Source organism: Xanthomonas hawaiiensis (assembly GCF_031834635.1).
GTDB lineage: Bacteria > Pseudomonadota > Gammaproteobacteria > Xanthomonadales > Xanthomonadaceae > Xanthomonas_A > Xanthomonas_A sacchari.
Window position 1 is genome coordinate 1416570 of the sequence record NZ_CP115873.1, and the last position, 20136, is coordinate 1436705.

The following is a 20136-nucleotide window of genomic DNA, read 5'->3' on the forward strand; positions in this document are numbered from 1 at the left end:
GATTCCCGCATGACTGCCGCCATTTCCCGCCGCAAGCGCCGCAAGCTCAAGTCCGAGATCAACGTCGTGCCGTACATCGACGTGATGCTGGTGCTGCTGATCATCTTCATGGTCACCGCGCCCTTGCTCAGCCTGAGCGTGGACGTGGACCTGCCCGATTCCACCGCGCGCTCGGTGGAGAGCAAGAAGGACCCGGTGATCGTCACCGTCGATGCCCAGGGCCAGTACACGCTGACCCTGCAGGACGGCAAGCCGGAGAAGATCGGGAAGGCAGAACTTGACGCAAAGATCCGAGCCTTCGTCGGCCAGAACAAGGACGTGCCGGTGTTCGTCGCCGCGCCCGGCACCTCGAACTATCAACTGGTCATGGACACCATGGTCCTGCTGCAGCAGGCCGGCGTGCCCAAGGTCGGCCTGATGAGTCAGCCCGGAAACAATGCACGCTGAAGCCGATTCCCGCCCGCCGCAGCAGCGCGGCGACGACAAGGGGCTGATCTTCGGGGTCGCCCTGGCGTTGCTGGTGCATGTGCTGATCGCGTTGCTGTTCTTCCTGGCTTGGTGGTGGTCGCCGGTGCGCCAGGTCGAACCCGCCGCCGGTTCGCCGATGGTCGAGGCCTCGCTGGTGGTCTCGGCCGCCGACGTGCGCTCGGCGCAGAAGGCGGTGAAGGACGCGCCCAAGCCCTTGCCCGAGCCGCTGCCCGAACCGGTCAAGGACGTCGCCGAGGAAGACACGGTGCCGCCACCGCAGCCGCTGCCCACGCCCAAGCCGCAGCAGGCGCCGACCCCGCAGCAGCAGAAGGCCCAGGACTTCGTCCCGGTGCCCGACAAGGTCGACCAGGACCGCGCCACCCGCACCGCGATCTCCCAGGAAAAGGAGAAGCAGGAGCAGGAGGCCAAGCGCCGCCAGGAACAGATCGACCTGACCGAGCAGAAGCGCCAGCAGGAGGCCGAGCAGAAGCAGCGCCTGGCCGCGCAGCAGGAGGAGGAGCGGCAGAAGAAGATCGCCGACATCCGCAAGCAGCGCGAGAAGCTGGAGCGCGAGGCCCAGTTGGCCCAGCAGAAGCTGCAGCAGATCGCCGACTTGAACGCCAAGAAGGCATCGGCGGCCGCGGCCACCACGCCGCAGCAGGCGCCGGGCCAGAACGGCACCAACACCGACCTGCAGGCCAAGTACGCCGCGGCGATCCAGCAGGCGGTGCTGAGCCAGTGGGTGCGCCCGGATTCGGTGCCGCTGGGGCAGAAGTGCAAGATCTCGATCACGCAGATCCCCGGTGGGCAGGTCATGCAGGCCAAGGTCAGCCCCGACTGTCCTTACGACGAGGCCGGTCGCCGCTCGATCGAGGCCGCGGTGCTGCGCGCCCAGCCGTTGCCCTATCGCGGCTTCGAGACCGTGTTCTCCCGTAATTTGACCTTCAACTTCACCGCCCAGGATCAATGACCCCGGAGGCGGCCGCTGCGTCAGCGCGCGAGCGGCCCTCCACCGGGCAGGCGATGGGCGATAATGGAGAGCGTCCTGCCATCGGCTTCACATGGCGATGGTTCATGATTGCGAATACGTTCACCCGCGCATTGCTATCTCTTGCGCCTTTCCGATCCTGCTGAGCGACCCATGAAGAAACTGCCGCGCTGGCTTGCCGTTCTCACCGCCCTGTTGTTGCCGCTTGCCGCGTCCGCGCAGGACAAGGGCCTGGAAATCGACATCGTCGGCGGCAATGCCTCGGCGACCCCGATCACCGTGGTGCCGATGCCGTACCAGGGCTCGGCGACCCCGCCGAGCACCGACGTCGCCGCCGTGGTGCGCGCCGATCTGGATCGCTCAGGCCAGTTCCGCAACCTGCCCGAGTCGCAGATCGTGGAGCGGCCGACCCGCGGCAGCGAGGTGCAGTTCGCCACCTGGCGTGCGCTGAAGCAGAGCTACCTGGTCGTCGGCCGGGTGATGGACGCCGGCGAAGGCGCCTACCGCGTCGAGTACGAACTGTTCGACGTGGGCAAGGGCGAGCGCATGCTCGGCCTGGCGATGACCGCCCGCGCCAACGCCATGCGCGACGTCGCCCACCAGATGGCCGATGCCATCTACGAAAAGATCACCGGCGTACGCGGCGCGTTCTGGACCCGCATCGCCTACGTCACCGCCAGCGGCAAGGGCGGGGCGATGCGCTATGCGCTGATGGTGGCCGACTCCGACGGCTACAACCCGCAGACCATCGTCCGTTCGGCCGAGCCGCTGCTGTCGCCGAACTGGAGCCCGGACGGCAAGAAGCTGGCCTACGTGAGCTTCGAGCGCGGCAACTCGTCGATCTACATCCAGGACATCGCCACCGGTGCGCGCCAGCTGGTCTCCAGCTTCCGCGGCATCAACGGCGCCCCGTCGTTCTCCCCGGACGGCAAGAAGCTGGCACTGGCGCTGTCGCGCAGCGGCAACCCGGAGATCTACGTGATGGACCTGGGCAGCAAGCAGCTGACCCAACTGACCAACCACTTCGGCATCGACACCGAGCCGACCTGGGCGCCGGACGGCAACAGCATCTACTTCACCTCCGACCGCAGCGGCCGCCCGCAGATCTACCAGGTCCCGGCCACCGGCGGCAGCGCCACCCGCATCACCTTCCAGGGCAACTACAACGCGACCCCGAGCGTGTCCTTCGACGGCAACAAGCTGGTCGTGGCCCAGGGCAGCGGCAACACCTACAAGATCGCGATGATGGACCGCAGCCTGGGTTCGCCGCGCTGGAGCACGCTGTCGACCGGCTCGCTGGACGAGTCGCCGAGCTTCGCCCCCAACGCCAGCATGGTGCTGTATGCGGCGCGTGAAGGCGGCCGTGGCGTGCTGTACGCGGTCTCGGCCGATGCCCGCGTGCGGCAGCGTCTGGTGCTCGCCGATGGCGACGTGCGCGAGCCGTCCTGGTCGCCGTATCGCACCGCACGTTGACATGTAAGTTTGGTGTTAATATTTCGCTGTTGAACCCCTCATCGGCCCAGGAGCCACAAGGTATCCCCATGAACAAGACCACCCGCGTTCTGCTTGTTTCGCTGTTGTCCGTTGCAGCTCTGGCCGGCTGCGCCAAGAAGGTCAAGGAACAGCCCCAGACCGACACCACCGGCACCACCGGTACCACCGCCCCGACCGGCCCGTCGACCTCCGGTCTGTATGGCCCGGGCGACCTGGATACCGATTCCTGCCTGCGTCAGCGCGTGGTCTACTTCGACCTGGACAAGGACACCGTGAAGCCGGAGTTCCAGGCGATCATGGCCTGCCACGCCAAGTACCTGCGTGACCGTCCGTCCTCGCGCATCACCCTGCAGGGCAACACCGACGAGCGCGGTTCGCGCGAGTACAACATGGGCCTGGGCGAGCGTCGTGCCAACGCCGTGTCCTCGGCGCTGCAGGCCAACGGTGGCTCGGCTGCGCAGCTGACCGTCGTCAGCTACGGCGAAGAGCGTCCGGTCTGCACCGAGTCGAACGAGTCCTGCTGGTCGCAGAACCGTCGCGTCGAGATCGTCTACACGGCGCAGTAAGAAAAGATGCGTATCGGTGTCCTTACATCGATGATCGTCGCGGCGGCCCTCGTGGCCGCCGCGCCGGCTCATGCGCAGCGCGCAAGCCTGGCCGACCGCGTTTCCGCGCTCGAGCAGCAGGCCATGAATACCCAGGCCAACACCGACATGCTGAACCAGCTCAATCAGCTGCGGACGCAGATGCAGTCGATGGAGGCCACGATCGAACAACTGCAGCACAGCAACGACCAGCTCAAGCAGCAGATCAAGGACCAGTATCTGGACCTGGATGGCCGCGTGGGCCGGCTCGAGAATGGTGCAGGGGCAGGGGCGACGCCGCCGTTGCCGCCGGCCAATGGCGCCGCACCGGCTGCTGCGCCGGCCGCGCCTGCAGGCAAGCCGTCCGCCGTTGCCGAGCCGCCGCCGTCGGTGCACGGCGACGCCGGCACCCTGGCTGCCGCCGGCGACGAGCGTGCCGCCTACAATGTCGCCTTCGATGCCCTGAAGGCGGGCAAGTACGCCGACTCGGCAAACCTGTTCCAGGCCTTCCTGCAGGCCTACCCGAACGGCGTGTATGCGCCGAACGCGCTGTACTGGCTCGGCGAGAGCTACTACGCCACCAAGAACTTCCAGTTGGCCGAGGCCCAGTTCCAGGATCTGATCGGCCGCTACCCGACCCACGACAAGGCGCCCGGTGCGCTGCTCAAGCTGGGTCTGTCCCAGTACGGCGAAGGCCGCGTCCAGGACGCCGAGCAGACCCTGCAACAGGTCGGCGCGAAGTATCCTGGCTCCGATGCCGCGCGGACCGCGCAGGACCGCCTGCAGTCGATCCGTCTCGGCCAGCAACTGCGCTGAGCCCCTAACGCTGCCGCCGCCGTCGCGGGAGCACTCTTCTCCCGCCATGGCCGCCGTTCCCAGCGATATCGTCCAAAGCCCGCTGCCCCGCCTGAAGCTGACGGAGATTTTCCTGTCGCTGCAGGGCGAGGCGGAGAGTGCCGGCTGGCCGACCGTGTTCGTGCGCCTGACCGGCTGCCCCCTGCGCTGCAGCTACTGCGACACCGCCTACGCCTTCCATGGCGGGCAGTGGTGGGACATCGACGCGATCCTCGACGAGGTGGCGCGCCATGGCGTGCGCCATGTCTGCGTCACCGGCGGCGAACCGCTGGCGCAGAAGCGCTGCCTGCAGCTGCTGCAGCGCCTGTGCGACGCCGGCTACGACGTGTCGCTGGAGACCTCGGGCGCGCTGGACATCGCTGAGGTCGACCCGCGCGTGTCGCGGGTACTCGACATCAAGACCCCGGCGTCGCAGGAAGCGCACCGCAACCGCTGGGAGAACCTGCCGCTGCTGACCGCGCGCGACCAGATCAAGTTCGTCCTGTGCGGCCGCGCCGATTACGAGTGGGCGCGCACCGTGGTCGCCGAACACCAGCTGGACACCCGCTGCACGGTCTGGTTTTCGCCGAGCAAGAGCGAACTGACCGCGCGCGACCTGGCCGACTGGATCGTCGCCGACCGCCTGCCGGTGCGGTTCCAGATGCAGTTGCACAAGCTGCTGTGGAACGACGAGCCTGGCCGGTAGTTGCGCGCTTGCGCGCAACTGGGAATCGGGAATGGGGAAACGGGAATCGGCAAGGCGCCGCACGTTAGGCGTGGCGCTACCTGACCCGCTTTCGCTTCCCGAAGATCTTCGACCTTCCCGGTCCAGGCTGGCTGCTACGCTCTTCCCATTCCCGTATCCCCATTCCCCACTCCCGGCACCCAGATGAAAAACGCCGTCGTCCTTCTCTCCGGTGGCATGGACTCCGCCGTCGTCGTCGCCATTGCCCGTGCGCAGGGCTTCGCCGTGCATGCCTTGAGCGTGCGCTACGGTCAGCGCCACACCTCCGAACTGGATGCCGCCGCGCGCGTCGCCTCGGCGCTCGGCGCGGTGGCGCACAAGACCGTCAACGTCGACCTGCGCAGCATCGGCGGCTCCGCGCTGACCGATGACATCGAGGTGCCGGACGCCGGCGGCGACGGCATCCCGGTCACCTACGTGCCTGCGCGCAACACCATCATGCTGTCGGTGGCGCTGGGCTGGGCCGAGGTGCTGGGCGCGGTCGACATCTTCTGCGGGGTCAACGCGGTGGACTATTCCGGCTATCCCGATTGCCGCCCCGAGTTCATCGACGCGTTCCAGACCCTGGCCAACCTGGCGACCAAGGCCGGGGTGGAGGGCGCCGGGCTGCGCGTGCACGCGCCGCTGCAGCACATGAGCAAGGCCGACATCGTGCGCGAAGGCGTGCGCCTGGGCGTGGATTTCGGCCTGACCGTGTCCTGCTACCGCGCCGACGACGCCGGCCGCGCCTGCGGCCACTGCGACGCCTGCCGCCTGCGCGCGGCCGGCTTCGCCGATGCCGGCGTCGCCGACCCGACCCGCTACGCCTGATTTCGCGAAACGCCCCGTGCTGGGGTAGACTACGCGCCCCGGTGCAACGCCGGGGTCTTGTTTTGGGCCGTTAGCTCAGTCGGTAGAGCAGAAGACTTTTAATCTTTTGGTCGATGGTTCGAATCCATCACGGCCCACCAGTGATCTCAAAGAGTTAGGCGTCGCCTTTGCTGGTTTTTTCCGCCAGCTCCTGAAAACTCTCTCGAAAACGACGGCGATTCCGCTGGTCACACGGTCGATCGGCACCGCAGTCGTCGCCTTGCCACCTCGCCTCTGTCTTTGACCAGCCCGGGTTCTCTCATCCACATGTGAGCTGCCCAGATGCTTCATGCAGCGCCGTTCAGCGCAACGCGGTCGCCCGCGGCGATCACGCTCTCCGTGATCGAGCGTTTCGTCGAGTGCTGCCGTTCGCTGTCGAAGCTGCGGTTCGGACGCCTGTCGCGGCTTTCGTTTGCGATACGTGTGCGATCTTCTGGCTGCACCGATCGCGAGGCCGCTGCATGCGTCTGTCAGTGTCGGATCGCCGGCCACGTCAGCTGCAGATGCCCGGAGCCGCCAACCGAAACCGGGCGCATCGGGCATCTGAATGCGCTGTTGCATTGCTATGCTAGAAGCTGTCTACAGGGGAATTTGCTGTGCGATCGAACGTTTTGATTCTTGCCGCCGTCCTGGCGGTTCTTTCCGTGCCGGTGCACGCCGCCCAATCCGGCCGCTATGTGGTCGTGCGCAAGCAACTCACGATTGCGAGCCTGCCGGACGATGACATGCGGCCGCAGATCGTCGGGACCGTGGTCGCCGTGAGCGCCGAAGGCACCACCCTGAAAGGTGGTGCCCGCGTACCTGCCACGGGTGCGAAGACCGGAGACTTGGCGACGTTCGCCTGCCGCTCAATCGACGCCGATCACCCGCCGGTCTCGACCGACTGCGAACTGGTCAGCTCCCAGGCGCCAGACAAGAAGGCGCGCGACTACAACAACTTCTGGGACTGACCCGACGCCGTAGGCGTCGCCACGATCAGTACCATCCAAACCCCGGCCACGCGCCGGGGTTTTTTGTTGCTGACGTCTGATGCGCGCCGGCGCGGGCGGCTGAAGCGCCTGCACCCGCGCCATCATCGGTCGGGTCGAGTTTGCCCTCGCCGTCTTGAAGCGCAGGGCGATCCGCAGTGGGCGATGCTGGCAGTGCCTGGCGGCCTTGGACCTCGGCGTAGTTGCATCGGCGCAGAGTCGTGCTGTGTCGGTGGTCAACGCTCCCGAGCGCTTACCCCAAAGGCTGCAGGAGCAACGCGAGGCACAAGCCCAGCATGAACAGCGCGACCGCCGCATCCAGCAGGCGCCACGCGGCGGGTTTGCGGAACACCGGCTGCAGCAGCCGCGCGCCGTAGCCCAGGCTGCTGAACCAGATCGCGCTGGCCAGGCAGGCGCCGAGCGCGAATGCCCAGCGCAGTTGTTCCGGGTAGCGCGTGGAGAGGCTGCCCAGCAGCACCATGGTGTCCAGGTAGACATGCGGGTTGAGGAAGGTGAAGGCCAGGCAGGTCAGCAGGACGCGCTGCCAACGTTGCGGATCCTGGCCTTGTGCCAGCAGGCCGCCCGTGCCGCGCCAGGCACGTCGTGCCGCCAGCAGCGCGTAGGCACCGAGGAAGGCCGCGCCGCCGAAGCGCAATGCCTGCAGCACGCCGGGCCAGGCATCCGCCGCGGCACCGATGCCGGAGACGCCGAGGACGATCAGCGCGATATCGCTGGCGGCGCACACGGCCACGACCAGGCCGACATGTCGACGTTGCAGTCCCTGGCGCAGCACGAAGGCGTTCTGCGCGCCGATGGCGACGATCAGGCTGGCGCCGGCGACCAGGCCGGCCAACAGTGCTTGCAGCCACATGCGCGATGTCCTGGTAGGTGGGGCGAGCATGCTGCACGCATGGCCGTGATTAGCCAAACTCATTTTTCTGTAGGATGTGAAGCATTTCTAATCTGCCTCGCTGCCATGGATCTGCTTCATCCCCAACTGTCCGCCTTCGCCGCCGTGCTGGAAGAAGGCAGCTTCGAGGCCGCCGCGCGCCGCCTGGCGCTGACGCCGTCGGCGGTCTCGCAGCGGATCAAGGCGCTGGAAGACCGGCTCGGCCAGGTGCTGATCGTGCGCCAGGCCCCCTGCCGGCCGACTCCTGCCGGCGAGCGCCTGCTGCGCAGCGTGCGGCCGATGCAGGTGCTGGAGGCCGAGGCGGTGACCGACCTGCTGCCTGCGCCTGCCAGCAGTGCGGCGGCCCGCAGCATCGCCATCGCGGTCAACGACGATTCGCTGCAGACCTGGTTCCTGGACGCGCTGGCGGCCTTGCACGACACGCATGGCTATCTGTTCGACATCCGGGTCGACGACCAGGACCACACGCTGGAACTGCTGCGCAGTGGCGCGGTGCTCGGCGCCGTCACCTCCGTCGGCAAGGCCTTGCAAGGATGCAATGTGCTGGCGCTGGGTGCGATGCGCTACCGGGCGATCGCCTCGCCGGCCTTCTTCGCCCGCCACTTCGCCGATGGCCTGGACGCCGCGGCGCTGGCCCGCGCCCCGATGCTGGTCTATAACCGCAAGGATGCGCTGCAGGCGCGCTTCGTGCGCCGCATCACCCGCGCGCGCTTGCACCCGCCGATCCATTACCTGCCGACCTCCATCGGCTTCGTCGAGGCGGCCGCGCGCGGCCTGGGCTGGTGTCTGGCGCCGGAGCAGATGCTGGTGGCGGCGCTGCGGCAGCGGCAGATCGTCGTCGTCGACCCGCAGCGCTGGCTCGACGTACCGCTGTACTGGCAGCACGTGGCGGTACGTTCCAGCACCCTGCAGCACATCGGTCAGGCGCTGCGCAACGCGGCGGGGCAGATGCATGCGCCAGCAGCGCCTGCCTGAGCGATTCTCGCGACGATTGCTCGCGTCGGTCATGGCCGTTGCGGGGATGACGTCGCTTGCGTGCCGTTGCGGGCTGGAACGTGGCGCTCCCCGTCCGCTACGGCGGCGTCGGCAGGCTGCAGCAGGCGCTGCGTCGATGCGGATGGACGATCGGCGGGACGCAGGAGCGGCGGATGGACGGCGTCAGGTGCGTGCCGTGCTGAAGATCCCGGCCAGGCTTTCGCTGAGGATCAACTGCAGGTGCATGCGGTTGAGCTCCACGCCGGTGGTCATCATCAGGTGCAGGCCCCCGCACATCGCCGCGACCGCGTAGACGCGGGCCTGGAACTCCGTTTCGCCGCCGCTCCAGCCGTGGTCGCGCAGCATGCGTCGCAGCAGGTCGCCCAGGTTCTGCACCAGGGAGACGTTGAGCCGGCGTGCGTACTGCGCCAGTTCGGGATCGCGTGCGGCGGCCAGGTCCATCTCCAGGTCCAGGCGCCGCCGGCGCTGGTTGGCATCGGCCACCAGCCAGTCTTCCAATGCGCCGGCGATGAACGTGGTCGCGTCCTGGTGCGGCGGCGGTTGCAGCAGCCACATCGTGCGGATCGCGCGCTCGTAGCCGCGTTCCATCAACGCCTGGACCAGGCCGCGCTTGTCGTCGAACTGCCGGCGCACCGCGCTGCAAGGGACGTCGGCGGTTCCAGCGATCAGTTCGAAGGTGGTGGCGCCGAGGCCGTTCTCGACGATGCAGCGCTCGGCCGCATCGAGGACGTCATCGTGCAGGCGCTGCTCGCGTTCGCGGGCGCTGTGCAGCCGGACTACGTTGGACATGGCGTGGGCTCGGGGGGAAGCGATGCCACATGAAGGGAATATCCGCCGGGCGTCTGTCCGCAGCGCGGACGCTGTAGCGCGTGCCGCCGCCGCATGTGCAGATGCCGGTGCAGCGCGATTGTAGACGCGATGCGCTGCCGCGGCGCGTGCGGCGGCGGGTTGTTCGATCTCGTCGCCACGCGCGTGACGGCCGCCACTCCTGGATGCGGGCACTGGTGCACGCTTCGCGCGCCATGAGCAGGACAGGCATGGCGGCATGATCGGGGGAGGGGGCTGCGTGCAGAAGAGCGCGAGTTCGGTCGTGGCGGTTTCCGTGGCGCTGGCACGACATGAAGCACCGCGGGGCGCTGCGACTAAGGACGTGAACAGGGGGGGCGTGCTGCCGGAGAGTTCCAGGCCGCGTGCGCACCCGGCCGGTCGATCGGCGGGCGCTTGGCAACCACTTCGGGACGTGCGCGGTAGGAGCGGCTTCAGGCGCGATGAGGCGTTAACGGGAAAGCCCGGTCGCGGCTGAAGCCGCTCCTACGAGGTAACGCGCATCGGTTCGACCGTGGCGGGAGCGGCTTGTTGGCGCCGCCCTCGCGTCGCCGCGCTTACCAGCCGAACGGCGGCGGGCCGTAGGCACCGGGGTAGTAGCCGCGGCCGAACACCGGGCCGTCGCCACGGCCGACGCTGATGCTGATGCCCATCTGCCGCGGCTTGCCATCGTCGGTGTAGGAGGTCTTGCACAGATTCAGATTGGCGGCCTGGTAGTTGCTGTTGCCGCCATGCGTGGAATAGCCGATGCCGGTGGCGACGCTGCCGTGCACGTCGCCGTTGCAGCGGTCCGCCTGCGCCTGCAGGGCCTCGGCGCGGGCCTGCGCGGCGGCGGCCTTCTGCGCCGAGGCGGAGGTGCCGCTGGTGTCGCCGTAGTAGGTGCCCGGCGGATCGGCCTTGGTGCCGGGATCGGCATAGGTGATCGGCTGCTGCGGGACGCTCAGGTCGAGCTTGCGCTTGGCGGCCTCGCTGTCGCTGGTGGCATCGGCGGTCTGGGCCAGGGCGGGGCCGGTGAGCAGGGTGCAGGCGAGAAGAAGGAGGCTGCGGTTCATCGGGCATCCGCCAGGAGAGAGAGGGGCCGGGCGGAGTCGGTGGAGTGCCCCGCCATGACGCTGACGCTATCAATACCACGTTGAACCCGGCCTGTCGGCGTCGCCGGCCGCGCGGCGGCGCCCGAGCGCGGCGGACGCCGATGCCCGCGTTCAGCCCTGGGCGTGCACCACCTCGAGCAGTTGCTGGCCGTAGCGCGCGAGCTTGCTGCCGCCGATTCCGCCGACCCGCGCCAGTTCGTCCAGGCTGGTCGGGCGCTGCTCGGCGATGTTGCGCAAGGTGCTGTCGTGGAAGATCACGAAGGCCGGCACGTTCTGCTCCTTGGCCAGGCCGGCGCGCAGGTCGCGCAGCGCGTTGAACAGGGGCAGGTCCTGCGCCTGCACCGGCACCCCGGTGCGCGGGCTGCCGCTGCGGTCGCCGCGTTCGCGGCCACGGCTGGGCAGTTCGCGGCGCATCATGATCTTGCGTTCGCCCTTGAGCACCTGGCGGCTGGCGTCGGTGAGGCGCAGGCCGCCGTAGGCGTCGCTGTCCACTTCCAGCAGGCCGGTGGCGACCAGTTGCCGGAACACGCCGCGCCAGGCGCGCGCGTCCAGGTCCTTGCCGATGCCGTAGGTGCTGAGCTGGTCGTGGCCGAACTGCTTGATCTTCTCGCCTTCGTTGCCGCGCAGGATGTCGATCAGGTGGCCGACGCCGAAGCGCTGGCCGCTGCGGTACACGCAGCTCAGCGCCTTCTGCACCGCGACCGTGGCGTCCCAGGCGTCGGCCGGCTGCAGGCAGTTGTCGCAGTTGCCGCAGGGCTGCGGATAGGTCTCGCCGAAGCCGGCCAGCAGCACCTGACGGCGGCACTGCATCGATTCGCAGTAGCCCAGCAACTGGTCGAGCTTGCGCCGTTCCACGCGCTTGCGTTCTTCGCCGGCCTCGCCCTGCTCGATCATCTGCTTGAGCAGCACCACGTCGCCCAGGCCGTAGCACAGCCAGGCCTCGGCGGCCTCGCCGTCGCGGCCGGCGCGGCCGGTCTCCTGGTAGTAGCCCTCCAGCGACTTGGGCAGGTCGGTGTGGGCGACGAAGCGCACGTCGGGCTTGTCGATGCCCATGCCGAAGGCGATGGTGGCGCACATCACGATGCCGTCCTCGCGCAGGAAGCGGCGCTGGTTGTCGGCGCGTACCTCGGCCGGCAGGCCGGCGTGGTAGGGCAGGGCGTTGAGGCCCTCGCGGGCCAGGAAGTCGGCGGTTTCCTCGACCTTGCGCCGCGACATGCAGTAGACGATGCCGGCGCTGCCGCGGTGCGCGCGCAGGAAGTCCAGCAACTGGCGCCGCGCGTTGTCCTTCTGCACCACGGTGTAGCGGATGTTGGGGCGGTCGAAGGAGCTGACGAAATGGCGGGCCTGCGCCAGGTCCAGGCGCTCGGCGATCTCGCGCTGGGTCGGCGGGTCGGCGGTGGCGGTGAGGGCGATGCGCGGGGTCTGCGGCCAGCGCTCGTGCAGGACGGTGAGCTGGCGGTACTCGGGGCGGAAGTCGTGGCCCCATTGCGACACGCAGTGCGCCTCGTCGATGGCGAACAGGGCGATGCGGCTGCGCTCGATCAGCGACAGGAAGCGCGGGGTCAGCAGCCGTTCCGGGGCGACGTACAGCAGGTCCAGTTCGCCGGCCAGCAGATCGCGCTCGACCCGCTGCGCGGTCTCGCCGTCCAGGGTGGAGTTGAGGTATTCGGCACGCACGCCGAGCTGGCGCAGCGCCTCGACCTGGTCCTGCATCAGCGCGATCAGCGGCGAAATCACGATGCCGGTGCCGTCGCGCAGCAGCGAGGGGATCTGGTAGCACAGCGACTTGCCGCCGCCGGTGGGCATCAGCACCAGCGCGTCGTAGCCGGCGGCGACGTGTTCGACGATGTCCTGTTGCAGGCCGCGGAACTGGTCGTAGCCGAAAACGCGGCTGAGCAAGGCGTGGGCGGGGGAAGACATCTGTGTAGGATACCGCGCCGCGCTAGGGCGTTTGCCTTCCGGAAGTCCGCAAGCGAGTATCAGGCGAACGCGCGGCTTTGGGTAGGACTTTAGGGTCCTGTGGTCGTGACGAACCCGGCTCGCCTGCCTGACCTTGCAAGGCGTCGGGACTGAAGTCCCTCCCACAATACAGTCTGCTAGGGCCTCGCAGGTTCCGGTGGAAGCGGCCTGTCTCCTTTCGGGGTCAGTCGCGACGGGGCTTGGTCATGAGGGCCCGTCGCGGCTGAAGCCGCTCCTACAAGGGGAGCCGGGCGTGACGACGCAGCGGTCGGCGTGCCGAGTCGCACAATCCAGGGGGACGCAGCGCACAGCGTCGCCCCGGTTGGTCCGCCCTGCCTGCCAGGCAGGCAGGGCGGCACCGCTTACTGCAGCAGCGAGCGCAGCATCCAGGCGTACTTCTCGTGGGTCTGCAGGCGCTGGGTCAGCAGGTCCACCGACGGGTCGTCGCCGGCGTCGTCGGCGGTCTTGAGCACCTTGCGCGCGGTGCGGCACACCGCTTCGTTGCCGACCACCAGCTGGCGCACCATTTCGCGCCAGTCGGCGCTGTCGCTGAGGCCTTCCTCTTCCGGGATCGAGGTCAGCGCCGCGTATTCCTTGTACGAACCGGGAGCGTTGAAGCCCAGGGCGCGGATGCGCTCGGCGACGTCGTCCAGCGCCGCCCACTGCTCGGTGTACTGGGTCTCGAACATCAGGTGCAGCGAGTTGAACATCGACCCGGTCACGTTCCAGTGGAAGTTGTGGGTCTTCAGGTACAGGGTGAAGGCGTCGGCCATGTAGTGCGACAGGCCGTCGGCGATCTTCTTGCGATCGCCGCCGCCGATCCCGATATCGATGTTGGGCGCGGACGGCGCCAGCCCGGCCAGCGGCTGGCCGGCGACGGCCTTGCTGGCGGCGTTCTTGGTCTTGCCGGGGGTCTTGTTCTTGGCCATGAGAGTTCCTCTTTGGGGGTTACAGACGAGATGGCGTCACAATAGACAGACTAAAGCATGTGCTGTGATTCAACGTTCAATGGCATCCGATTGATGAACGCTATCGAAAAACCTTCCGTGCCGGCACGCCTGCGCGACCGCCGCGCCGCGATCGACGGCGCGCTGACCCGCGACCGTGGCCGCCTGCTGGGCCTATGGTCGCGCTGGCAGGCCGCGCCCGGCAATGCCGCGCTGGAGACGGCGTTCGAACAGGCGCTGCAGGCGTCGCAGGCGCGTTGCGCCGCGCGCGCGGCGCAGCAGCCGGCGATCACGTTGGATCCGCAACTGCCGATCGCGCGCGAGGCCGAGCGCATCGTCGCGCTGATCCGCGAGCACCAGGTGGTGGTGATCGCCGGCGAGACCGGTTCGGGCAAGACCACGCAGTTGCCGAAGCTGTGCCTGGCCGCCGGACGCGGCGCCGCCGGCATGATCGGCTGCACCCAGCCGCGGCGCATCGCCGCGCGCGCGGTGGCCAGCCGCGTGGCCGAGGAACTGCGCACGCCGGTGGGCGAGACGGTGGGCTTCCAGGTGCGCTTCAACGACCGGGTCGGGGAGCAGACCCGGATCAAGTTCATGACCGACGGCATCCTGCTGGCCGAGATCGCCAGCGACCGCTGGCTGTCCAGCTACGACACGATCATCGTCGACGAGGCGCACGAGCGCAGCCTCAACATCGATTTCCTGCTCGGCTACCTGAAGCAGTTGCTGCGCAAGCGCCCGGATCTGAAGGTCATCGTGACCTCCGCGACGATCGACACCGCGCGCTTCGCTGCGCATTTCGACGATGCGCCGGTGATCAGCGTGGAAGGCCGTACCTATCCGGTGGAAGTGCGCTACAGGCCGCTGGAAGAGCCGGGTGGCGAGGAGGCCGACGCCGAGAGTGGCGACAACGCCGGCGACCGCACGGTCAACCAGGCGATCGTGGCGGCGATCGACGAAATCACCCGGCTGGATCCGCGCGGCGACGTGCTGGTGTTCCTACCCGGCGAGCGCGAGATCCGCGATGCGCACCATGCGCTGGAACGGCGCAAGTACCGCGAGACCGAGGTGCTGCCGCTGTACGCGCGGCTCTCCAACGCCGACCAGGACCGGGTGTTCAATCCCGGCCCGCGGCGGCGGCTGGTGCTGGCCACCAATGTGGCCGAAACCTCGCTGACGGTGCCGCGGATCCGCTACGTGGTCGACCCCGGCTATGCGCGGGTCAAGCGCTACAGCCCGCGGCAGAAGCTCGACCGGCTGCACATCGAGCCGATCTCGCAGGCCAGCGCCAACCAGCGCAAGGGCCGCTGCGGCCGCATCGCCGAGGGCATCTGCTACCGGCTGTATGCCGAGGCCGATTTCCAGGCGCGGCCGGCGTTCACCGATCCGGAGATCCGCCGCTCCAGCCTGGCCGGGGTGATCTTGCGCATGCTGCAGCTGGGGCTGGGCCGGATCGAGGATTTCCCGTTCCTGGAACCGCCCGACGAGCGCGCGGTGGCCGATGGCTGGCAGCAATTGGTGGAACTGGGCGCGGTCGGCGAGCCGGACCGCCATGGCCTGCGCAAGCTCACCGAGATCGGCCGCAAGATGGCGCGGCTGCCGGTGGACGTGAAGCTGGCGCGGATGCTGGTGGCGGCGCAGCAGCACGGCTGCCTGCGGCCGATGCTGGTGATTGCCGCGTTCCTGGGCATCCAGGACCCGCGCGAGCGTCCGCCGGAGGCGCGCGAGGCCGCCGACAACGCGCACGCCAAGTTCGCCGATGCGCGCTCGGAGTTCGTCGGCATCCTGCGCCTGTGGGACGGTTACCGGCAGGCGCACGAGGACCTGACCCAGTCCAAGCTGCGCGATTGGTGCGGACGGCATTTCCTCGGCTTCCTGCGCATGCGCGAGTGGCGCGAACTGCACCGCCAACTGCATCTGCTGTGCGCGGAACTGGGCTGGACCGAGGAGCCGGCGGAGGCCTCCCTGCGGCCTCTGCTGGCCGGCGCTTCCGCACCCGCGCCGGCGCGTGATGCCGAGACCGCGGCGCGCGCGACCCGCGGGCAGTTGCACCGCGCCGCTCGGCTGGCGCGCGAAGGCCGCGGCACCGGCACGCCGTCGCCCGTGCCGGCGGCTCAGCCCGCGCCCCCGGCGCCTGCCGAGGCAGACGAGGCGCCGCGCGCCAGCGAACGCGAGCGTGCCGCGGCCTACCAGGCGCTGCACCGCGCGCTGCTGGCCGGCCTGCCGACCCAGGTCGGCCACCGCACCGAAAAGGGCGATTTCCTGGCGCCGCGGCAGCGTCGCTTCCTGCTGTTCCCCGGTTCGGCGCTTGCCCGCAAGCCGCCGCCGTGGGTGCTGCCGGCGACGCTGCTGGACACGCAGAAGGTGTGGGGCCTGACCAATGCCGCGATCGAGCCGGATTGGGTGATCGCCGAGCTGCCGCATCTGCTGGCGCGCAAGCATTTCGATCCGCACTGGTCGCGCGCGCAGGGGCAGGTGCTGGCCTCCGAGCAGATCAGCCTGTTCGGGCTGGTGCTGGCGCCGAAGAAGCCGGTGCATTACGGCCGCATCGATCCGTCCGGCGCGCACGAGCTGTTCGTGCGCCAGGGCCTGGTGCCGGGCGAGATCAACACCCGCGCCAGCTTCGTCGCCGACAACCAGAAAGTGTTGGCGCAGGCGCACGAGGAAGAGGCCAAGCTGCGCCGTGCCGGCATCGTCGCCGACGAGGACTGGCAGGCGCGCTGGTACCTGGACCGGGTTCCCGGCGAGATCCACTCCGCCTCGGGCCTGGATGCCTGGTGGAAGGCGCTGGCGCCGGAACAGCGGCGCGCGCTGCACTGGTCGCTGGCCGACCTGCTGCCGGGCGAGGGCAGCGCGGCCGAGCGTTATCCCACGTACTTCCCACTGGGCGATGCGCGGCTGCCGCTGCATTACCGTTTCGAACCGGGCGCGGCCGACGACGGCGTGACCCTGGAGGTGCCGGTCCATCTGCTCAACGCCCTGGATCCGGCGCGGCTGTCGTGGCTGGCGCCGGGCTTCGTCGCCGACAAGGCGGCGGCGCTGATCCGCAGCCTGCCCAAGGCGCTGCGCCGCAACTACGTGCCGGCGCCGGACTTCGCCCGCGCGTTCTACGAGGCGTTCCCGCAGCCCAGCGCCGACGACCTGCGCGGCGAACTGGCGCGCTTCCTGCAGCGCGCCACCGGTGCGCCGCTGAGTGCGCTGGAGTTCGACGAGGGCACGCTGGAGCCGCATCTGCGCATGAACCTGCGCCTGCGCGACGACGCCGGCAAGGTGCTGGCCGAATCGCGCGATCTGGACGCGCTGCGCGCGCGCTTCGGCGAGCGTGCCGGGCAGGCCTTCGCGGCGCGGGCCGGCCGTGCCATGGCCGCGACCGGGCTGCGCGAATTCCCGGCCACGCCGATCCCGCTGCAGGTGCCGGGCGAAGCCGGCGTGCCGGCGTATCCTGCGCTGGTGGACGAGGGCGACAGCGCCGCGCTGCGCATCTTCGCCGACCGCGCGCAGGCCGAAGCCGCGCATCCGCGCGGCGTGCGCCGGTTGCTGGAGATCGCTCTGGCCGACAAGGTCAAGCAGGCGCGCAAGCAGTTGCCGGTGTCGCCCAAGACCGGGCTGCTGTACGCGGCGATCGAGTCGCAGGAACGCCTGCGCGGCGACCTGGTGGAGGCGGCGTTGAATGCGCTGCTGGAGCAGGGGCTGGAGGCGATCCGCGATGCGGACAGTTTCGCCCAGCGTCGCGATGCCGCTGCCAAGCAGCTGTTCGGCGAGGCGATGGAACGGCTGAAGCTGGCCGAGGCGATCATGGGCGCGGCGGCGGAGCTGAAGCCGCAACTGGAATCGCCATTGATGGGCTGGGCCAGCGGCAATCTCGACGACCTGCGCGCGCAGTTGGCGGCCTTGCTGCATCCGGGCTTCCTGCGCGAAACCCCGGCCACCGCGCTGGCGCAGTTCCCGCGCTATCTGCGCGCGATGATCCTGCGTGCCGAGCGCGCCAAGCGCGATCCGGCCCGCGACCAGGCGCGGATGCTGGAACTGAAGCCGTTCGTCGATGCACTGGCCGACGCGGCCGCGGCCGGACGCGGCGACACGCCGGAGTGGCAGGCGCTACGCTGGGATCTGGAAGAACTGCGGGTGTCGCTGTTCGCCCAGGAACTGGGCGCCCGTGCCGGCATCTCGGCGAAGAAGCTGGCGCAGCGGGTGGCGCAACTGCGGTGATGACCAGCCGTTCGGCTGTGGAAAAGCCGGGAGTGGGGAGTGGGGATTGGTGGTGGGATTCCCATGCTGTTCCCATAGCATCCCCGTGAGCAGCATTCTTGTGGGAGGGACTTCAGTCCCGACGCGTTCAGCGGCAGGCGTCGGGGCTGAAGCCCTTCTTACAAGGGATGCGCCGTGTGGACGGTCAAGCATTTGCGCTGCAACGGCGTGTGATGTTTGGTGCAACGCACCGACGCAGTCGCGTCTTGTCGTGTCGTAGGAGCGGCTTCAGCCGCGACCGTTTCGCGCCAATGCGTCGCGGCTGAAGCCGCTCCTACGCGTACGCTCCAGGGCTATTGGAGGTGCCCTGTATTCCCGCTGCTCTGACGTTCATGCGTCGGGGCTGAAGCCCCTCCAACAGCAGCTGCTCCTACGACATGCGATCACGGCCCTCAGCGTTGCAGCCCGCAGCCATCCAACGAATCCCCACTCCTTAACTCCCCAATCCCCGCCCCTCAATCATCCACCCGCTCGCCCATCAGCTCGCGCTGGCGCTTGTCCAGTTCCTCGGCATAGCGCTTGCGCACGAAGCTTTCGCTGAGCACGCCCAGCACCTTGCCCTGCTCGTCGACCACGGCCAGTTCGTCGCTCTGGGTCAGGTCGAACTGGCGCATGGCGGTGACCACGTCGGTGTCCGCGGGCAGGGCCACGTCGCGGTTGCCGGCGTAGTCGACGATGGCCGCGTCGGCGTTGACGCCGTCGGCGTAGGCGGCGGCCAGGGTGACCAGGCCGGCGTAATGGCCGCTCTCGTCCTCCAGCACCACGCGCGTGCCCGAGCCGAGCGGGAAGCGGCGGCGGAATTCGGCCACGCTGGTGGTGGCGGCCAACGGATGCACGTCCTTCTGCATCATCCGCCCGGCGCTGAGGTGCTTGACCCAGCCGACGTCGCGCGCGCTCTTGATGGTCTCGCCGCGCAGGTGCAGGCGCCAGGTCGAGAACGAGTAGCCGAAGATCTGCCGGACGATGGTGTTGGCCACCAGCACCGCCACCATCACCGCACTGGCCAGCACGAAGTCGTGGGTGCCTTCCAGCACCAGCATCGCCATCGTCATCGGCGCGCCGATCACCGCGGCGGCCATCGCCGCCATGCCGGCCAGCGACGCGGCGGTGCCGTCGACCAAGGCCATGCCGCTGCCGAGATTGAGCACGCCGGCGAACAGCCCGCCGACCAGCGAGCCCATGAACAGCGAGGCGAAGAACAGGCCGCCGCGGAAGCCGAAGCCCAGCGAGATGGCCGAGCCCAGGCACTTGAGCAGCAACAGGATGCCCAGCCAGCGCAGCGAGGTCGGGCTAGTCAGGTCCAGGTGCAGCGCGCCGTGCCCGGAGGACAGCACCTGCGGGGTGATCAGCGCCAGCGGTATCAGCAGCAGGCCGCCGGCCACCGGGCGTGCCCAGCGCGGCAGCGGGCTGCGGTTGATCGCCTGTTCGATCGCGCCGATCAGGCGCATCACCGCCACCGCCAGAAGGGCGCAGAGCACGCCCAGCAGCGCGTACAGCACGTAGTCGCGCGCTTCCAGCGCCGAGGCCGCCGAGGCCGGCAGCAGGTACGGCTGCACCCCGGCCAACTGCGACACGAACACTGCGCCCAGCGAGGCCACCGCCACCGGTGCCAGCGCCGACGGCGAGTAGGCGCCGATCACGATCTCGAAGGCGTAGAACGCGCCGGCCAGCGGCGCGCCGAACGCAGCGGCGATGGCCGCGCCGGCACCGGCGCCGACCAGGGTGCGGATGTCGGCGCGGCGCAGGCGCAGCACCCGGCCCAGGTGCGAGCCGCTGCCGGCGCCCATCTGCGTGTACGCCGCCTCCAGGCCGACCGAGGCGCCGACGCCGTTGGAGAACAGCGTCTGCACGGAGACGATCAGGTTGTCGCGCATCGACATGCGTCCGCCGTACAACGCGTTGGCTTCGACGGCGTCGACCAGTTGCCGCTTGCGCGCACGTGCGGCCATGCCCAGCAGGCCGACCAGCAGCCCGCCCAGCGGCAGCACCAGCAACTGGTGCACGCTCAGTTCGGACATGGCGCTGAGCCGCTCGTCGGCCTCCAGGCCGTACAGCAGGGCCTGCGCGCCGTGCGCCAGGCTGCTCTGCAGCAGGGTCAGCAGGCCGGCGATCACGCCGACCAGCAGGGCCAGGGCGATGAACCAGACATCGCTAGCGCGCAGGCGCCGGCGCAGCGCGTCGGCGAGGCTGTGCGAGGCGTCGGCCAGTCCCGGCCGCGGGCGCATGTTCA

Annotated in this window: 16 protein-coding genes and 1 tRNA gene; 11 read left to right on the forward strand and 6 right to left on the reverse strand. The window is 69.1% G+C overall.

Annotation, left to right across the window (positions count from 1 at the left end; translation table 11 throughout):
* Positions 1–9: 9 nt before the first annotated feature.
* The 9 genes from tolR (at position 10) to PG878_RS06305 (ending at position 6912) form a co-directional block, all read left to right on the forward strand.
* Positions 10–447 (forward strand): protein TolR, encoded by a 438-nt coding sequence (gene tolR / locus PG878_RS06265; RefSeq protein WP_209029590.1) that lies wholly within the window; start codon positions 10–12, stop codon positions 445–447.
* On the forward strand, positions 437–1438 hold the full coding sequence (gene tolA / locus PG878_RS06270) for a cell envelope integrity protein TolA (protein WP_244672434.1): 1002 nt from the start codon (positions 437–439) through the stop codon (positions 1436–1438). Before tolR ends, tolA begins: the two co-directional genes overlap by 11 nt.
* Positions 1439–1609: 171 nt before the next feature.
* Positions 1610–2929, forward strand: coding sequence for a Tol-Pal system beta propeller repeat protein TolB (gene tolB, locus PG878_RS06275; RefSeq protein ID WP_010344310.1), 1320 nt, complete (start codon positions 1610–1612; stop codon positions 2927–2929).
* 68 nt (positions 2930–2997) lie between these two features.
* Positions 2998–3516 (forward strand): peptidoglycan-associated lipoprotein Pal, encoded by a 519-nt coding sequence (gene pal, locus PG878_RS06280; RefSeq protein WP_010344309.1) that lies wholly within the window; start codon positions 2998–3000, stop codon positions 3514–3516.
* A 6-nt stretch (positions 3517–3522) separates the two neighbouring features.
* Positions 3523–4350, forward strand: a complete 828-nt coding sequence (ybgF, locus tag PG878_RS06285) for a tol-pal system protein YbgF (protein WP_209029591.1) — start codon at positions 3523–3525, stop codon at positions 4348–4350.
* Between the two features lie 46 nt (positions 4351–4396).
* Positions 4397–5074 carry a 7-carboxy-7-deazaguanine synthase QueE gene (queE, locus tag PG878_RS06290; protein WP_209029592.1) on the forward strand — a complete coding sequence of 226 codons (678 nt, stop codon included), beginning with the start codon at positions 4397–4399 and terminating at the stop codon, positions 5072–5074.
* A 183-nt stretch (positions 5075–5257) separates the two neighbouring features.
* Positions 5258–5923: a 7-cyano-7-deazaguanine synthase QueC gene (gene queC / locus PG878_RS06295; RefSeq protein WP_209029593.1), complete on the forward strand. Its 666-nt coding sequence runs from the start codon at positions 5258–5260 to the stop codon at positions 5921–5923.
* A gap of 64 nt (positions 5924–5987) precedes the next feature.
* A tRNA-Lys gene (locus PG878_RS06300) sits at positions 5988–6063 on the forward strand.
* Between the two features lie 495 nt (positions 6064–6558).
* A complete protein-coding gene (locus tag PG878_RS06305; protein ID WP_209029594.1) occupies positions 6559–6912 on the forward strand; it encodes a hypothetical protein in 354 nt (117 codons plus the stop codon).
* A gap of 271 nt (positions 6913–7183) precedes the next feature.
* Here PG878_RS06305 and PG878_RS06310 read toward each other — a convergent pair whose 3' ends face one another.
* The gene (locus PG878_RS06310; RefSeq protein WP_209029595.1) at positions 7184–7801 is read right to left on the reverse strand and encodes a LysE/ArgO family amino acid transporter; all 618 of its coding nucleotides are present in this window, start codon (positions 7799–7801) and stop codon (positions 7184–7186) included.
* A 105-nt stretch (positions 7802–7906) separates the two neighbouring features.
* Here PG878_RS06310 and PG878_RS06315 point away from each other — a divergent pair, with 105 nt between their 5' ends.
* A complete protein-coding gene (locus tag PG878_RS06315; RefSeq protein WP_209029596.1) occupies positions 7907–8815 on the forward strand; it encodes a LysR family transcriptional regulator ArgP in 909 nt (302 codons plus the stop codon).
* 183 nt (positions 8816–8998) lie between these two features.
* Here the strand turns inward: PG878_RS06315 and PG878_RS06320 are convergent, their stop codons facing one another.
* From PG878_RS06320 to PG878_RS06335, 4 genes are all read right to left on the reverse strand, one after another.
* Positions 8999–9625, reverse strand: a complete 627-nt coding sequence (locus tag PG878_RS06320; RefSeq protein WP_209029597.1) for a TetR/AcrR family transcriptional regulator — start codon at positions 9623–9625, stop codon at positions 8999–9001.
* Between the two features lie 593 nt (positions 9626–10218).
* A complete protein-coding gene (locus PG878_RS06325) occupies positions 10219–10713 on the reverse strand; it encodes a hypothetical protein (RefSeq protein ID WP_209029598.1) in 495 nt (164 codons plus the stop codon).
* Between the two features lie 150 nt (positions 10714–10863).
* The gene (gene recQ, locus PG878_RS06330; RefSeq protein ID WP_209029599.1) at positions 10864–12672 is read right to left on the reverse strand and encodes a DNA helicase RecQ; all 1809 of its coding nucleotides are present in this window, start codon (positions 12670–12672) and stop codon (positions 10864–10866) included.
* A gap of 401 nt (positions 12673–13073) precedes the next feature.
* Positions 13074–13640, reverse strand: coding sequence for a Dps family protein (locus PG878_RS06335; RefSeq protein WP_010344296.1), 567 nt, complete (start codon positions 13638–13640; stop codon positions 13074–13076).
* Between the two features lie 93 nt (positions 13641–13733).
* Between PG878_RS06335 and hrpA the strand changes: the two genes are divergently transcribed.
* Positions 13734–17867 (forward strand): ATP-dependent RNA helicase HrpA, encoded by a 4134-nt coding sequence (gene hrpA / locus PG878_RS06340; RefSeq protein ID WP_209029600.1) that lies wholly within the window; start codon positions 13734–13736, stop codon positions 17865–17867.
* Positions 17868–18361: 494 nt separating this feature from the next.
* On the opposite strand, the gene PG878_RS06345 is transcribed toward hrpA, so the two are convergent.
* On the reverse strand, positions 18362–20131 hold the full coding sequence (locus PG878_RS06345; RefSeq protein WP_209029857.1) for a chloride channel protein: 1770 nt from the start codon (positions 20129–20131) through the stop codon (positions 18362–18364).
* Between the last annotated feature and the right edge of the window lie 5 nt (positions 20132–20136).

Coding starts and splice junctions, on each gene's coding strand:
- PG878_RS06345 (WP_209029857.1), bottom strand. CDS start 20,131: ATGCGCCCGCGGCCGGGACTGGCCGACGCCTCGCACAGCCTCGCCGAC.
- tolB (WP_010344310.1), top strand. CDS start 1,610: ATGAAGAAACTGCCGCGCTGGCTTGCCGTTCTCACCGCCCTGTTGTTG.
- PG878_RS06310 (WP_209029595.1), bottom strand. CDS start 7,801: ATGTGGCTGCAAGCACTGTTGGCCGGCCTGGTCGCCGGCGCCAGCCTG.
- recQ (WP_209029599.1), bottom strand. CDS start 12,672: ATGTCTTCCCCCGCCCACGCCTTGCTCAGCCGCGTTTTCGGCTACGAC.
- hrpA (WP_209029600.1), top strand. CDS start 13,734: ATGAACGCTATCGAAAAACCTTCCGTGCCGGCACGCCTGCGCGACCGC.
- queC (WP_209029593.1), top strand. CDS start 5,258: ATGAAAAACGCCGTCGTCCTTCTCTCCGGTGGCATGGACTCCGCCGTC.
- PG878_RS06335 (WP_010344296.1), bottom strand. CDS start 13,640: ATGGCCAAGAACAAGACCCCCGGCAAGACCAAGAACGCCGCCAGCAAG.
- tolR (WP_209029590.1), top strand. CDS start 10: ATGACTGCCGCCATTTCCCGCCGCAAGCGCCGCAAGCTCAAGTCCGAG.
- PG878_RS06325 (WP_209029598.1), bottom strand. CDS start 10,713: ATGAACCGCAGCCTCCTTCTTCTCGCCTGCACCCTGCTCACCGGCCCC.
- pal (WP_010344309.1), top strand. CDS start 2,998: ATGAACAAGACCACCCGCGTTCTGCTTGTTTCGCTGTTGTCCGTTGCA.
- PG878_RS06315 (WP_209029596.1), top strand. CDS start 7,907: ATGGATCTGCTTCATCCCCAACTGTCCGCCTTCGCCGCCGTGCTGGAA.
- ybgF (WP_209029591.1), top strand. CDS start 3,523: ATGCGTATCGGTGTCCTTACATCGATGATCGTCGCGGCGGCCCTCGTG.
- PG878_RS06320 (WP_209029597.1), bottom strand. CDS start 9,625: ATGTCCAACGTAGTCCGGCTGCACAGCGCCCGCGAACGCGAGCAGCGC.
- tolA (WP_244672434.1), top strand. CDS start 437: ATGCACGCTGAAGCCGATTCCCGCCCGCCGCAGCAGCGCGGCGACGAC.
- queE (WP_209029592.1), top strand. CDS start 4,397: ATGGCCGCCGTTCCCAGCGATATCGTCCAAAGCCCGCTGCCCCGCCTG.